General features: G+C 54.3%; 14 protein-coding genes. 5 read left to right on the forward strand and 9 right to left on the reverse strand.

What is annotated here, in order from left to right; genetic code table 11:
- Positions 1 to 43: 43 nt before the first annotated feature.
- From ACK3CJ_RS00300 to ACK3CJ_RS00320, 5 genes are all read left to right on the forward strand, one after another.
- On the forward strand, positions 44 to 1,147 hold the full coding sequence (locus ACK3CJ_RS00300) for a polyamine ABC transporter substrate-binding protein (protein ID WP_409524423.1): 1,104 nt from the start codon (positions 44 to 46) through the stop codon (positions 1,145 to 1,147).
- A gap of 103 nt (positions 1,148 to 1,250) precedes the next feature.
- Entirely contained in the window at positions 1,251 to 2,390 is a 1,140-nt protein-coding gene (potA, locus tag ACK3CJ_RS00305) for a polyamine ABC transporter ATP-binding protein (RefSeq protein WP_409524424.1), read from the forward strand.
- Positions 2,391 to 2,405: 15 nt separating this feature from the next.
- A complete protein-coding gene (locus ACK3CJ_RS00310) occupies positions 2,406 to 3,320 on the forward strand; it encodes an ABC transporter permease subunit (protein WP_409524425.1) in 915 nt (304 codons plus the stop codon).
- A 1-nt stretch (position 3,321) separates the two neighbouring features.
- Positions 3,322 to 4,146, forward strand: coding sequence for an ABC transporter permease subunit (locus ACK3CJ_RS00315; RefSeq protein WP_409524426.1), 825 nt, complete (start codon positions 3,322 to 3,324; stop codon positions 4,144 to 4,146).
- Positions 4,147 to 4,369: 223 nt separating this feature from the next.
- Entirely contained in the window at positions 4,370 to 6,538 is a 2,169-nt protein-coding gene (locus ACK3CJ_RS00320; RefSeq protein WP_409524427.1) for a methyl-accepting chemotaxis protein, read from the forward strand.
- 4 nt (positions 6,539 to 6,542) lie between these two features.
- Here ACK3CJ_RS00320 and ACK3CJ_RS00325 read toward each other — a convergent pair whose 3' ends face one another.
- The 9 genes from ACK3CJ_RS00325 to ACK3CJ_RS00365 all read right to left on the reverse strand — a co-directional run bounded on the left by ACK3CJ_RS00325 (position 6,543) and on the right by ACK3CJ_RS00365 (position 14,142).
- Positions 6,543 to 6,857, reverse strand: a complete 315-nt coding sequence (locus ACK3CJ_RS00325) for an AzlD family protein (RefSeq protein ID WP_409524428.1) — start codon at positions 6,855 to 6,857, stop codon at positions 6,543 to 6,545.
- Positions 6,844 to 7,632, reverse strand: a complete 789-nt coding sequence (locus ACK3CJ_RS00330; RefSeq protein WP_409524429.1) for an AzlC family ABC transporter permease — start codon at positions 7,630 to 7,632, stop codon at positions 6,844 to 6,846. The genes ACK3CJ_RS00325 and ACK3CJ_RS00330 overlap by 14 nt, the downstream gene beginning before the upstream one ends.
- Positions 7,633 to 7,756: 124 nt before the next feature.
- Positions 7,757 to 8,833: a 1,2-phenylacetyl-CoA epoxidase subunit PaaE gene (gene paaE, locus ACK3CJ_RS00335; protein ID WP_409524430.1), complete on the reverse strand. Its 1,077-nt coding sequence runs from the start codon at positions 8,831 to 8,833 to the stop codon at positions 7,757 to 7,759.
- A 73-nt stretch (positions 8,834 to 8,906) separates the two neighbouring features.
- Complete coding sequence (gene paaD, locus ACK3CJ_RS00340) at positions 8,907 to 9,461, reverse strand: 1,2-phenylacetyl-CoA epoxidase subunit PaaD (RefSeq protein WP_409524431.1); 555 nt, start codon at positions 9,459 to 9,461, stop codon at positions 8,907 to 8,909.
- On the reverse strand, positions 9,448 to 10,209 hold the full coding sequence (gene paaC / locus ACK3CJ_RS00345; protein WP_409524432.1) for a 1,2-phenylacetyl-CoA epoxidase subunit PaaC: 762 nt from the start codon (positions 10,207 to 10,209) through the stop codon (positions 9,448 to 9,450). Before paaC ends, paaD begins: the two co-directional genes overlap by 14 nt.
- Before the next feature lie 11 nt (positions 10,210 to 10,220).
- Entirely contained in the window at positions 10,221 to 10,502 is a 282-nt protein-coding gene (gene paaB / locus ACK3CJ_RS00350) for a 1,2-phenylacetyl-CoA epoxidase subunit PaaB (protein WP_151704906.1), read from the reverse strand.
- Between the two features lie 18 nt (positions 10,503 to 10,520).
- Complete coding sequence (paaA, locus tag ACK3CJ_RS00355; protein WP_409524433.1) at positions 10,521 to 11,513, reverse strand: 1,2-phenylacetyl-CoA epoxidase subunit PaaA; 993 nt, start codon at positions 11,511 to 11,513, stop codon at positions 10,521 to 10,523.
- 475 nt (positions 11,514 to 11,988) lie between these two features.
- Entirely contained in the window at positions 11,989 to 13,035 is a 1,047-nt protein-coding gene (locus tag ACK3CJ_RS00360) for a 2Fe-2S iron-sulfur cluster-binding protein (RefSeq protein ID WP_409524434.1), read from the reverse strand.
- Positions 13,036 to 13,116: 81 nt separating this feature from the next.
- A complete protein-coding gene (locus tag ACK3CJ_RS00365; RefSeq protein ID WP_409524435.1) occupies positions 13,117 to 14,142 on the reverse strand; it encodes a hypothetical protein in 1,026 nt (341 codons plus the stop codon).
- Positions 14,143 to 14,161 lie beyond the last annotated feature (19 nt).

A 14,161-nucleotide genomic window follows, 5' to 3' on the forward strand; every position in this document is an offset into this window, starting at 1 on the left:
AAATGCCCCGCCGTTTTTGACCCTAATGCTGAGAGGTAACAACATGATCCGACATTTCAGGAAGGCTGTACTGACCACATCCATGGCGCTGGCGTTTGGTGCCGGAGTTGTAAATGCCAATGAGGTCAGGGTGTATAACTGGTCTGACTACATTGCTGAGGATACGCTGGAGAAATTCACTGCAGAATCCGGCATCAGTGTCACCTATGATGTTTTTGACAGCAACGAAGTGCTGGAGGCTGCACTGCTGTCCGGTCGTTCCGGTTATGACCTGGTGGTGCCATCCAATCACTATCTGACCAAGCAGATCAGTGCGGGTGCCTTTGCAAAGCTTGATCACTCCCTGTTACCGAATATGGTTAATCTCAATCCAGATCTGATGGCGCAGATGGTATCCATCGATCCGGGCAGCCAGTATTCCGTACCCTACCTGTGGGGTACCAATGGCTATGGTTATAACGAAGGGCGAGTACTGGAAATTCTGGGTGATGATGCGCCAGTTAACTCCTGGGCACTGATGTTCGACCCTGAGATCACAGCCAAGCTGGCTGCAGCAGGTTGCGGTATCTCCATGCTGGATTCGGGTGATGAGATGTTGCCGGCAGCAATGGCATACCTGGGGCTTGATCCGAACAGCAACGAGGCGGATGATTTTGCCAAAGCGGCGGAGGTGATCTCCTCAGTCAGACCTCACATTACTTACTTCCACTCATCACGCTATATCTCTGATCTGGCGAATGGTGATATCTGTGTTGGTGCCGGCTACTCGGGAGATATATTCCAGGCAGCGGATCGTGCTGATGAAGCTGGTAATGGCAATGTGATCGTTTACACCATTCCTAAAGAGGGCGCTGCTCTGTGGTTCGATATGCTCGCGATTCCTAACGATGCACCGAACAAAGAAAATGCCCATACACTGATCAACTTCCTGCTGCAGCCTGAGATCATTGCCGATATCACCAACTACGTGATGTATGCCAATCCTAACAGTGCTGCAGATCAGCTTGTAGACTCTGAGGTGCTGTCTGATCCTTCTATCTATCCGACGGAGGAGGTTATCTCCAAGCTGTATATTGCCAAAGAACGCCCTCTGGATACCCAGCGTGTGATTACGCGCACCTGGAACCGAGTTAAATCCGGACGTTAATATGCCCTGAGACCCGGCAGCAACAATGAGTTGCTGACCGGGCTGGCTTTTCACTTTTTCATGTCGGGATGTTCATGTCCGTCCGTGACCGGAGTTTTTGCTAATGGCAGAAGCAGCTAGCGAGATTAAAAAACCAACGGCGAAACCAGCAACCGCTGAAGTGCTGTTGAGAATTGAAGGTGTCAGCAAGCAGTTTGATGAAACGCTGGCGGTTGATAATGTCAGTCTTGATATCCCACGCGGCGAGATCTTTGCCTTGTTGGGTGGCTCAGGCTCAGGTAAGTCAACGCTGCTTAGAATGCTGGCAGGCTTCGAAAAACCCACACAGGGACGCATCCTGCTGGATGGCAGGGATATCACCGACCTGCCTCCGTATGAGCGCCCGATCAATATGATGTTTCAGTCCTATGCTCTGTTTCCGCATATGAGCGTGGAGCAGAACATTGCCTTTGGCCTGAAGCAGGATCGCATGAGCAAAAGCGAGATAAGTGAGCGTGTCGCTGAAATGCTCAAGCTGGTCAAGATGGAGACCTTTGCCAAGCGCAAGCCGATGCAGCTGTCCGGTGGTCAGCGTCAGCGTGTGGCACTGGCTCGTTCTCTGGCCAAACGCCCCAAGCTGCTGTTGCTGGATGAGCCGATGGGGGCGCTGGATAAAAAACTGAAGACCCAGATGCAGCTGGAGGTAGTCGATATTCTGGAAAAAGTCGGCGTGACCTGTGTCCTCGTCACACATGACCAGGAAGAGGCGATGACCATGGCAGGGCGTATTGCGATCATGTCTGATGGCTGGATCGCGCAGGTTGGCTCGCCGATGGATATCTATGAAAGCCCGAACAGTCGCATGATTGCGGAATTCATCGGTTCGGTGAACATGTTTGAAGCACAGATCACCGAGGATGAGGCAGACAGCTGCACCTTGATGAGTGATGCGCTCAGTACCCCGGTTTTTATCAGTCATGGTATCAGTACGGCCGCGCAGGATCGTAAGGTCTGGCTCGCGATACGACCCGAAAAGACCTTGATCACGCGGGAGCAACCTCCTGAACCACATAACTGGTCATCTGGCGTGATCCACGACATCGCTTACCTCGGTGGTGTATCGGTTTACTATGTGCGCCTCGAAAGCGGCATGATCGTACAGGCCAGCATGGCAAATATCGAGCGTCGTGGCGACCGTCCCACCTGGGAAGACAAGGTGTACATCAGCTGGGAATCAACCAGTCCAGTCGTACTCTGGCAATAAAAGGATGGTTCGCAGATGAGTAAATTGGCAAACAAACTCAAACGTCTGAAGCCAAAGGGGCGAACGCTGGTCTTTGCGATCCCCTTCCTGTGGCTTTCGCTGTTTTTCCTGCTGCCATTTGCACTGGTGCTGAAGATCAGCTTTTCATCCGCTGCGATTTCGATACCGCCTTATCAGCCGGTGCTCCAGTACGCCAGTGATACGCTGACACTGGTGATGAATTTCGGCAATTTTCTGTTTCTGGCAACTGACTCACTCTATGTGTCGGCTTACTGGGGTTCACTGAAGATTGCGTTCATCTCGACCCTGGCCTGTTTGCTGCTCGGATATCCCATGGCCTATGCCATCGCCCGTGCGCCGGTTCAGACGCAGGTGGTACTCTTGCTGTTGGTGATGCTGCCCTCCTGGACCTCCTTTCTGATCAGGGTGTATGCCTGGATGGGGATACTGAGCAATCAGGGTTTGTTGAATAATTTTCTACTCTGGCTCGGGGTGATCAACGAGCCGCTGAGAATCATGAATACCAATATCGCGGTGGTGATCGGTATCGTATATGCCTATCTGCCCTTCATGATACTGCCACTTTATGCCAACCTGGTGAAGCTGGATAGAAGTTTGCTGGAGGCTGCTTCCGACCTGGGCTCACGTTCGCTCAACACCTTCTGGAAGATTACCTTACCGCTGTCGAAGGGTGGAGTGATCGCGGGTTCCATGCTGGTCTTTATTCCAGCGGTGGGTGAGTTCGTCATTCCTGAACTGCTGGGTGGGCCTGATACGCTGATGATCGGCAAGGTGCTGTGGGAAGAGTTCTTCAATAACAGAGACTGGCCTGTGGCATCAGCATTGGCGATTGTGATGCTCGGCATACTGATCATTCCAATCATCCTGTTCCACCGTTATCAGTCGCGCGAACTGGAGAAGAGTGAATAAGATGAAAAAACCACATTTCTCTACCGTGATGCTGGTACTGGGGCTGCTGTTTCTCTATGTACCCATGCTCATTCTGGTGTTCTATTCATTCAATGCCTCACGTCTGGTAACGGTCTGGGCTGGATTTTCGACGCAATGGTACTTCGAGTTGTTCCGGGATCAGCAGTTGCTGTCGGCTGTCTGGACCAGTCTCAAGATTGCGTTCTACTCCGCTAGTATGGCGGTCTGTATCGGTACACTGGCGGCATTTGTGATGACCCGATTCCGCCGCTTTCGCGGGCGTACGGCGCTCTCCAGCATGATCACGGCACCATTGGTCATGCCGGAAGTGATCACGGGCCTGTCGCTTTTGCTGTTGTTCGTGCATATGGCGCAAATCATCGGCTGGCCGGCGGATCGTGGTGTCGCCACCATCTGGATAGCCCACACCACCTTCTGCAGCGCCTATGTCGCAGTCGTGGTTTCATCGCGTCTGCGTGAAGTGGATCTGTCGATTGAAGAAGCAGCGATGGATCTTGGCGCCACACCCTTCAAGACCTTTTTCCTGATCACCCTGCCAATGACCGCGCCAGCATTGATATCCGGTTGGCTGCTGGCCTTCACCCTGTCGCTGGATGATCTGGTCATCGCCAGCTTCGTGTCAGGCCCCGGCGCAACAACGCTACCGATGCTGGTGTTCTCGTCAGTCCGGTTGGGGGTATCGCCCAAGATCAATGCGCTGGCTACCCTGATCATACTGGCGGTGTCTATTGCAGCCTTTATCGGCTGGTATCTGATGCGGCGCTCAGAAGAGAAGCGCAGGCGTCAGTTGCCGGATCTGGAGTGATAGCAGACGACAACCAGAGGATAAGTGAAGCATGGCATAGGATTCTGCAAGACCGGCTGTACCTCCACTCCTTAGAGTGATAGAGAGGTTGGCAGTCGGACTTGCAGCGCTGATCTCGATATGCGCTATAGTTTTGTAAAGCAGAAATGTCGTAATCAGAAATAGTATAACCAACTGATTATGCTATAGTCAGATGAACCATAGCATTAGAGATCAAGTGCCTATGTTATCCAGCCTGTCGATACGTTTTATTATAAACGCCCTGTTCGGTGCAGTGCTCTTCCTGCTGCTGGTAACCGGTATCTTTGCACTGTTCAGCACCAACCAACTCAGTGACGATCTGACCTTTCTCCGCAGCGAAACCGAAAGCGTTGCCGAAAATATGCGGCAATCGATCACGGTGCTCGGTGATATAGAGAAACAGATCGGGCAGCTGTCCGAAGCGCAATCCTCATTGCAGCGTTTGAGCCAGCTTGAGAGCCGACTGGCCGAAGGCAGTCAGGCCAGTGAGCAGATCGACGCCGGGTTGCAGGAACTGCAGATGGTGGCAGAAAAGCAGAATGAGAGTGTCGCGGCGATCAGTCATGTCACAGGACAGATCGCATCTAATCTGGAGCTGGTGTCCGGTCCGATGCACTCAATGATCACCTCTTCGCAACTGATTAACCAGCGAGCTCTTCAAACGCTGATCGATTTTTACAAGTTGGGTCAGGGTGAAGAAGGGGCTTTTGAGTCGATCGAAGAAAATCTGCAGTATATTAACCGTGGCCTTGCCGCGATCACCAGTGCGCTTTTTAATGTTGATGCCACAGATGATACCCGCCAGCATCTGGTGCAGATGAAACGATTACTGCGCCCCTTTCGCAGCCAGGTCAGAAAGTTCTCAAATATGGAACCATCTTTTGCCCGTAACACGCTAGGGCGAGAGATAGTCCAGTCGGTCGAAGGGATCATAGAGCTGGCCGACAAAATTCAGACCGGCAGTCTGGAGCTGGCCAACCGCACAGCCGAAGAGGCTAATCAACTGGCGATTCAAACACAGGAAGCCGCTCAGGCTCAACAGGATGCCAGTGTTGAGTCGGCCAGGGTGCTGGCATCTGCACTGGAGCTGGTAAACAGCTCCACCGAGGCATCAGCCACCATGACCAGCGAGCTGTCTGCCACGCTGATGGAGCTGACTGCTTCACTTGAGGTGATCCCTCGCGTTGAACAGAGTATTGATCAGTCTGTCAGCACCATGCAGCGTGCGGTATCGGGCGATCAGATCGAACGACTGGGTGAGGCCGACAGCCGTGCCGAGGAAGCTCGACGCAATGCCGAAATCATACCTGTGGTGCTGCTGACACTCTGCATCATTGCTTTGCTGGCGAGCCTGCTGGCAGGGCTGTTCCTGCAGCGCCTGATCGTTAAACCTTTGTCCCACTTCGTATCGGGTGTGCGTCGTGTCACTCAGAATGATCTGCGCACCTCTGTGGATCAGACCGGCGCCGTCGGCGAGTTGCGTAATGTGATCCAGTCGGTGAATGAGTTGATCGATAGCCTGCGACAGAACGTAATGGATATGACCCGGGCCGGTCGGCAGATCACCGACAGCGCTCAGGTAATGAAGGACACCTCGGTCAAGACCCGACAGGCATTGATACAGCAGCAGCACAGCGAACAGGCGATAGAAGAATCGACCTCTTCGCTTGCTGAGCTGGTGCAGTCAGTGGCCGACAGTGGATCCTTCGCTGCAGACACGGCCAAAACAGCAGACGAGTCGATCAAACAGAGCCAGCAGGGCGTTGCCTTTGCCAAGACCGAAATGGGGCACCTGGCTGAAACCGTCACCAAAGCCAATACCGCGATTCTGTCGTTGAAGAAAGACAGTGACAATATCGGCACAGTACTTGAGGTTATTCGCAGTATCTCGGAACAAACCAACCTGCTGGCGCTCAATGCTGCAATAGAAGCGGCCAGAGCGGGTGATCATGGGCGTGGTTTTGCCGTCGTGGCCGATGAGGTACGTCAGCTGGCGCAGCGTACCGGCGAAGCCACCATCGAGATTCAGGGGCTGATAGAACAGCTGCAGAACAGCGCAGATCGTGGCGCTGATGCGATCAAGAGTGGCTTGTCACAGGTAGACAAAAACGTGGAAGCGACGCAGACAGTGGCGGTGGCACTGGACTCAGTGATTGAGAGTGTCGCCACCATCAGTCGTCTCAACCTGGAGATTGGAGCGGTTACTCAAACGCAGCTTGAGCAGTTGCAGTCGATCAATCAGGGCATCATCAGCGTGCGTGAGCAATCCAATCAGGCGAATGTGGCCGTGGACGCGAATGTGTCAGCCAGTGAGAATCTTAACCAGACAGCCGGTCAACTGGAGGTGCTGGTGAAGCGTTTCTCCATCTGACACGTCAGAAGAAAAAACGCCACAGAGCAGCTGTTGCTATGCCCGCGGTAATGGCTGGCAGCGGCTTCTTGATCACAAACATCATGATACAGGTCACCAGCAGCGCCATGCGTGCACCGGTATCGCCCTGCCACGCCATCGGTACCAGGATGGCGATCAACACCGAGCCAGACATGCCGTTGATGAAACCCTCGACACGTTGATTAATCGGTACAAAAGACATGATCAGCACACCACCGACGCGAGTCAGCAGTGTCACCAGTCCCATGATGACGATCAGCAGCAGAGTACCGGTTGCTGTGGTTTCAAGCGTCAGCATCTGAGTCTCCTGCGGTAGCCTTGCGATCCAGCCAGAAAGCTCCGACCAGCCCGCCTGATAATGCGCCGACAATCACGTGTGTGTTGGGTGGCAGCCAGATAAACGCCGCCAGAGAGGTCAGGGCCGCCACGCACCAGATCACCAGCGTTCTGGGGGTTTTGTTACCCCCGAGTGCCATCGATAACAAAAAGCAGCCCAGCACCATATCCAGTCCCAGGCTGTAGGGGTCTTTAATACCGGTACTGAACACCATGCCGAGCAGTGTGCCGATCATCCAGGTTGACCAGAGCGCAAGGCCGCCTCCCAGCAGGATGCCAAGGTTGCGCTCTCCGCGCTGATAGTCCTGCGCGGCCATCGCCCAGTTGGCGTCACTGATCACGGTCAGAATGGCGTAACGACGGCCTGTGGGTAACTCACGCAGCCAGGGGTAGAGCGAAGCGCCCATCAGCAGGTGTCTGGCATTGATCGCAAAGGTGGTTATCATCAGCGCCACGACCGGCACCTGAGGTCCCCAGAGTTCCAGTGCGCCGAACTGAGAGGCGCCGGCAAATACCAGTGCACTCATCAGCATCGCTTCGAAGGTGCTCAGGCCGCTTTGTGTCGCCGCCATACCGAAGGCCAGCCCGAATGCTATGACAAACAGCGATAGAGGCAGCAGGCGTTTAAAGCCCAGCCAGGTCCCTTTGAGATCAAGGCGGGTCTGAGTCGAAACAGGAGTCATATTGGAACCGGATGAAATGGGAAAAATAACAGCATAGTCGTATTTCATTGCCATTGTATAACGGCACTTGCTGCTTGAGTGGAATCGGATATAAGAGTTTTGCCACCATGACAATTATGCTGGCAAAGGAAAAGGGCGGGTAGGGCGCTGAAAAGAGCGCCCTACCCGCACAAGGGGATCAGTGATCGTAATCCAGCACGACCTTGTCGGTCACTGGGTAGCACTGGCATGACAGGACGTAGCCAGCGGCCACCTCATAGTCTTCCAGCGCAAAGTTGGCATCCATCTCCACTTCACCTTCCACAACCTTGGCACGGCAGGTTGAGCAGACACCGGCCTTGCAGGAGTATGGCAGGTCCGCGCCTGAATCATTACCTGCATCAAGGATGCTCTTGGTGTTGCGGGTCAGTTCAAAGCTGATCTGACGACCATCGGCAATCACAGTGATCTCACTCACAGCGGCCGGATCTATCTGAACATCGGCACGCTCCTGACGGGATTTTGGTGCACCACCGGCAGGTGTGAAGAGCTCAAAATGAACCTTCTCCTTCGCCAGGCCGTGGCGAGTCAGAGAGTCGCTGACCACTTCGGTCATCTCCTGAGGGCCACAGATGAACGCGCCGGTCAGGTTATCCACCTTGACCCAGCGGTCGAACAGCGCGTCACACTTCTCAGCTGTGATACGACCGTTATACAGATCGATATCCTGCTGCTCGCGGCTGAAAATGAAAACCAGATTGAAGCGGCCCATATAGCGGTTCTTCAGGTCTTCCAGCTTCTCACGGAACAGTGTGCTGTTGGTGGAGCGGTTGCCGTAAAAGAGGGTTACCTTACTTTTGGGCTCAGTCTTCAGAGTGGTGCCGATGATTGACAGAATCGGTGTGATACCGCTGCCAGCAGCCACTGCCAGATAGTCACCTTCGCGCGCCGGGTCCAGTTCAACATAGAAGTGGCCGGTGGGTGGCATCACATCCAGTGTCTGGCCCGCTTTCAGGTCATCATTGGCGTAGTTGGAGAAAAGCCCGCCAGCAACACGTTTAACGGCCACGCGCAGCTCGCTTTCGTCCACAGCCGCACAGATGGAGTAGGAGCGACGCACCTCTTCACCTTCGAGCTGGGTACGAATTGTCAGGTGCTGACCCTGGGTGAAGCGAAAAGCGTCCTGCAGTTCTACAGGCACATCAAAGGCGATGGAGACAGCATCGCGGGTTTCGGGTTTGACTTCCCGGATCGTTAAAGCGTGAAATTGGCTCATGCGATTTCTCTTCTGAATTCTTGTTGCTTTGGCCGACAGAAGCCATGACAGACAGGTGTCATGTAGCTTCGGCTCAGATGCATTTGAAATAATCAAAGGGTTCCAGGCAGTCCCTGCAACGGTACAGCGCCTTGCAGGCGGTGGAGCCGAACTCGCTGACCTGTTCCGTGTGCTGGCTGTTGCAGTGAGGGCACACGATCACTTCGGAATGCCCCATCAGGCTCAGCTTGCTGGCGCTGCCCTGAGGAGGCGCTATGCCAAACTCGCGCAGCTTTTCACGGCCTGCCGGTGTTATCCAGTCGGTCGTCCAGGCGGGCGCCAGTCGGGTTTCCAACTGGAACTGCCTGAGCCCTGCCTGCTCCAGCGCAGACTGAATCATCTGCTCGATCAGCTCGGTGGCCGGGCAGCCCGAGTAGGTGGGTGTAACGCAGACATGCAACGTCTCATCCTGCCACTCGATACTGCGCACCACGCCCAGTTCAACGACACTGATCGCCGGCACTTCCGGATCCTTGACCTCATCGAGCAACTGCCAGAGCTGCTCGATGCTCAGGCGCTCGCCCGAGGCGTTAGCCGGGATCCGATCACTGGCGATCAGACTGTCCATCGGATGCTTACCAGACAGCATCGGGGTAAGCTCGTGGCAGGAACTGCATTTCGGCAAGCAGGAAGCCCAGGTGTTCGGTGTGGATGCCGCGCTTGCCACCCACATGCATCCAGGCATTTTCATCCTGCAGTGTCAGCGTCGCTTCGGTCAGCACATCACGTACCATCTGCTGCCAGGCCTGTTTCACCGTATCAAGGTCGGCTCCGATGCCGGCGTCGGCCATCATCTGGTCCACCTCATCCGCTTCAATCAGTTCACCGGTGAAGCGCCACAGCTCTTCGACGGCGACTTCCATACGCTGATGGCTCTCTTCAGTACCGTTACCCAGACGCTTCATCCATTCGATGGAGCGACGCAGATGATAGGTCACCTCTTTGATCGCCTTACCGGCCACCTGAGCAATGCGCTCATCGGAGGAGTTCACCAGTGCCTGCAGGGTGTGATAGTGCCAGACATCAAAGAAGAACTGGCGTGCCATGGTCATGGCGTAGTCGCCATTGGGTTGCTCTACCAGCAGCAGGTTACGAAACTCCCCGGCATCCCGGCGGAACGCCAGATAATCGGCGTCGTGGCCTTTGCCTTCGAGTTCGGCGGCATATTCATACCAGTTGCGTGCCTGACCGATCAGATCCAGACCCAGGTTCATCAGGGCCAGTTCCTCTTCGAGGGCCGGCGCGTGGCCGCAAAGCTCACACAGGCGCTGGCCGAGAACCATGTCGCTGTCTGCGAGGCGCAGCAGGTACTGTTGCAATGCTTCTTGCTGTGTCACAGGCTGTCTCCTCACATGTGGCCGACTTCGTCAGGCAGCTTGTAGAAGCTGGCATGACGGTAAACCTTGTCGTCGGATGGGTCGAACAAAGCTTCCTTGTCATCCGGGGATGACGCGGTGATGTTGTTGGAGGGTACAACCCAGATGCTGACGCCTTCGCTGCGGCGTGTGTACAGCTCACGTGCGTTCTCAAGCGCCATTTCAGCATCTGCTGCATGAACGCTGCCGACATGCTTGTGGTTCAGGCCGTGCTTGCTGCGCACGAAAACTTCATAGAGTGACCAGACTGACATTTCTTATTCTCCTGACAATTATGCGGCTTGATGTTGCTGTTTCTGCTTTTCGGCATAGGCGGCTGCGGCTTCACGCACCCAGGCACCCTCATCAATAGCTTTTTTGCGTGTGGCGATACGATCACGGTTGCAGGGGCCATTGCCCTGAATCACGTCGTAGAACTCCTGCCACTCGATATCACCGTGGTCGTAATGACCGGTTTCTTCGTTGAATTTCAGTTCCGGATCAGGCGCGGTACAGCCGAGCAGTTCAAGCTGTGGCACGGTCTGATCGATAAAGCGCTGACGCAGTTCGTCATTGGTGTGACGTTTGATCTTCCACGCCATCGACTGTGCGGAGTTGGGGGAATCATCATCGCGCGGCCCGAACATCATCAGTGCTGGCCACCAGAGGCGATTGATCGCATCCTGAACCATCGCTTTCTGTGCGTCGTTACCCTTCTGCATCATGGTCAGCAGAATTTCGTAGCCCTGACGCTGATGGAAGCTTTCCTCTTTGCAGACTCGCACCATGGCACGTGCATAGGGGCCATAAGAGGTGCGCTGCAGCGGTACCTGGTTGACAATCGCGGCACCGTCGACCAGCCAGCCAACCACGCCGATATCGGCCCAGTTCAGTGTTGGATAGTTGAAGATACTGGAGTACTTGGCCTTGCCAGTATGCAGTTTCTCAACCTCTTCATCGCGATCGGCACCGAGCGTTTCCATGGCGCTGTAAAGATAAAGGCCATGTCCGGCTTCATCCTGAATTTTGGCCATCAGCTGCAGCTTGCGCTTGAGGCTCGGGGCGCGTGTCACCCAGTTGCCTTCGGGCAACATGCCGACGATTTCGGAGTGTGCGTGCTGGGAGATCTGGCGGATCAGCGTTTTGCGGTAGCTGTCTGGCATCCAGTTCTTGGGCTCGATCTTGATTTCGGCATCGATCTTTTCCTGAAAAGCGCGCTCTTCAGGTCCCATCTCTTCCAGGGTCTTGAGACGCTTGCTTCCGGTTTCGACAAGTTGGGCGTACATAGTCTGCTCTCCAGTGAAACGTTTTGTCGTATTTTTATTCGGCAGTTACTTTTATATAGCCCAGTTTCGCAGGGCCATCAATGTGATTAATGTAATATGATACCTAATTAATATCAAGAAATGATTTTATGTATCGCGTTAATCTGAAGCATCTATTGTGTCTGATTCAGAACACAATCACGCCAGAATCAACATGAAATCGAAATTTCTCCATGAAAAACAGGTGCTAAAGCAATGCTGACGAGATGTGTGCATATGGATAAGATAGACCTTAGTGATACATTAATATGAATATTTGTTATCACTAATGTTGTGCGTTTCTGACATTCAGCGCAGGGGGGCGGGTGAGCGTATCCAGTGACAGGATATCCGGGCATTGGCGGTCGGGCTCAGGAGGTCGAGCTCAAAAGGTTGAAGAGCCAGGCCAGACCCTGAGTCTGGCTCAGGATCTGGTAAAAAATAGATCGGGGAAGTATCAGGAAACCAGATGACTGGCCGGTGCCGTCTGAGGCAGCGCCTGATCAAAGTATCCTTCGGTATAGATCATCTCTTCCTGCGCGCCGAGTGCCTTGACGGCTTCGGTGCACTGCTGCACAAACTCAGGACTGCCGGCAATGAATATGCTGTGAGCCGACAGGTCATCAAACACCTGTGGCAAAACTTTGGGCAGGCGGCCATGCAGATAGCCATCAACCTCCTCACGGGTCAGCGTGGGTTTAAAGCGAAAGTTACGGTGCTTGGTTTCCCAGAAACGCATCAGACCCTTGTCATAGATATCGGCTTCATGGCGTGCGGAAAACATCAAGGTCACGGGTTTGCGGTACTCACGGCGCATTGCCGCTTCTGTCAGTGACAGGATCGGTGCCAGACCTGATCCTGCGGCGAGACACAGTACGGGTGTCTGTAGCGCCAGATCACCGATAAACGTGCCATAGGGGCCTGCAAGCGCCACCATATCTCCTGTCGTCAGATCATTATGCACCCAGTTGCTGGTTTTACCGGCTTCCACCTGAGTGATCTGCAGGGTGATTTCACCATCTGGGCGTGGAGCATTGGCGATGGAGTAACAGCGGGTTGGAATCCCGGCAGACGGGTTACCCAGCGTGACGTACTGCCCCGGCCAGTAACGCATGATCTGGCCAAGGGGGCGCAGGCGCAACTCTAGTATGCTGGGTGTGCGCTGAATACGGTCTGTCACCAGATAACGCTGGTTTTCGCGCGGGGGGAAAAGCTTCGGTTTGGCATCTTCTGTGCCCCACTCGATAGTCAATTCATCAGACAGGGATTTGGCCATGCACATCAGACCATAGCCCTCACGGCGCTCCTCCTGGCTGAGTGCCATATCCAGCACCATGCCCTGATCAAACTGACCGGAGATCACCTTGACCTTGCATTCGCCACAGGCGCCGGCCCGGCAGTTATTGGGCAGAGCGTAGCCTGCTTTTTCCAGCGCACCGAGGACGGTATCACCCTGCTGGTATTCGACCTCTCTGCCGGATGGATGTAGACGGATTTTCTGCATGAACAGCCTCAGCTATCAGGTTGAGGAGGGTATCTGTCGAATCTGACAGATACCCTGCGTGTGTTTCAGAGATAGTCGAAATCAGAAGACAGGAATGATGTTTTCCAGATCGACATCATTGACCTCTTCACCGCTGATACCCACTTCAGGGATTGCAGGGAAGGGGATGTCGTAACGATCCAGAACCCCTTTCAGGTTCAGCATCGCATTACGCCAGTTCTCTTTTTTCGCTTCATAGCTCGGGATACCGAAACCGGCACCGCGTGCCACCTCTTCACCTTCGCGCTGATTGCTGATGAAGTCTTCCGGCAGATCCCAGAACTCCATGGGTGGTTCGAACAGCACCGCAGACAGGAACAGATAGCCAGCACGGATCTGTTTGGTGACCAGTGAACGGTTTTCAGTAGTCAGGCCAGGATAGTCGCGCTCCATCAGTGCCATGCAGATCGCCATATGGCGTCCTTCATCACGGCCGATATTGCGGAAAGCTTCCTTGAACACCAGTTCGTGCGAATTATCGTGCATCTGCTTGAAGATGGTCGCTGCAGCGATCTCACCCATCAGGAAGGAGCTGAACAGCACAGCCAGAGAGTATTTGGGCACAGCTTCTTTATAGCCATTCCAGTAACGGCCACCGTTGTAGTAGAGCCACTTGGCGTTTTTCTGCAGACGCTTGCCGAGTTCTGTTTTCGGCTCATAGGTCAGTGGATCGGTATGGCCGAGGAACTTGGTGATGGCCAGGCCGCACATCTGCTCATGGTTCTGCTCGTCACGGGTAACGGAGAAGAAGCAGCGACGGACAGGGTCCTCTTCATGGTCTTCATAGGTTTTGATGAAAGCTTCGGCAAAGACCGGAGGCGCTGAGGCATCAAACACAGACAGCAGTGTCCACCAGTAGGCGATCGCTTCGCGCTCTTCCCAGCTGTAGGACTCGACATCCAGCGTGTCCCAGGGCAGGTGCTTCGGATCCCAGTTTTCGCGCTGGGCGGCATCCCAGATCTCTTCCATCTTGCCGGTTTTGGCGTGCCAGGAGAGCGGGTAGATATTTGGCTGGGGCGTTTCGGGTGGGAACTCCATGGTTTTGGCAAGCTTTTCATTTTTAGCCATGTCTGGATCCTCTGTTTCT

This window comes from Nitrincola salilacus (assembly GCF_046271865.1).
GTDB lineage: Bacteria > Pseudomonadota > Gammaproteobacteria > Pseudomonadales > Balneatricaceae > Nitrincola > Nitrincola salilacus.

Bases quoted from the DNA above. Each gene is read 5' to 3' on its own strand.
- paaD (WP_409524431.1), bottom strand. From the start codon at position 9,461: ATGCTGTCTGGTAAGCATCCGATGGACAGTCTGATCGCCAGTGATCGG.
- ACK3CJ_RS00365 (WP_409524435.1), bottom strand. From the start codon at position 14,142: ATGGCTAAAAATGAAAAGCTTGCCAAAACCATGGAGTTCCCACCCGAA.
- paaB (WP_151704906.1), bottom strand. From the start codon at position 10,502: ATGTCAGTCTGGTCACTCTATGAAGTTTTCGTGCGCAGCAAGCACGGC.
- ACK3CJ_RS00325 (WP_409524428.1), bottom strand. From the start codon at position 6,857: ATGCTGACGCTTGAAACCACAGCAACCGGTACTCTGCTGCTGATCGTC.
- ACK3CJ_RS00310 (WP_409524425.1), top strand. From the start codon at position 2,406: ATGAGTAAATTGGCAAACAAACTCAAACGTCTGAAGCCAAAGGGGCGA.
- ACK3CJ_RS00330 (WP_409524429.1), bottom strand. From the start codon at position 7,632: ATGGCAATGAAATACGACTATGCTGTTATTTTTCCCATTTCATCCGGT.
- ACK3CJ_RS00360 (WP_409524434.1), bottom strand. From the start codon at position 13,035: ATGCAGAAAATCCGTCTACATCCATCCGGCAGAGAGGTCGAATACCAG.
- ACK3CJ_RS00300 (WP_409524423.1), top strand. From the start codon at position 44: ATGATCCGACATTTCAGGAAGGCTGTACTGACCACATCCATGGCGCTG.
- ACK3CJ_RS00315 (WP_409524426.1), top strand. From the start codon at position 3,322: ATGAAAAAACCACATTTCTCTACCGTGATGCTGGTACTGGGGCTGCTG.
- ACK3CJ_RS00320 (WP_409524427.1), top strand. From the start codon at position 4,370: ATGTTATCCAGCCTGTCGATACGTTTTATTATAAACGCCCTGTTCGGT.
- paaA (WP_409524433.1), bottom strand. From the start codon at position 11,513: ATGTACGCCCAACTTGTCGAAACCGGAAGCAAGCGTCTCAAGACCCTG.
- potA (WP_409524424.1), top strand. From the start codon at position 1,251: ATGGCAGAAGCAGCTAGCGAGATTAAAAAACCAACGGCGAAACCAGCA.
- paaE (WP_409524430.1), bottom strand. From the start codon at position 8,833: ATGAGCCAATTTCACGCTTTAACGATCCGGGAAGTCAAACCCGAAACC.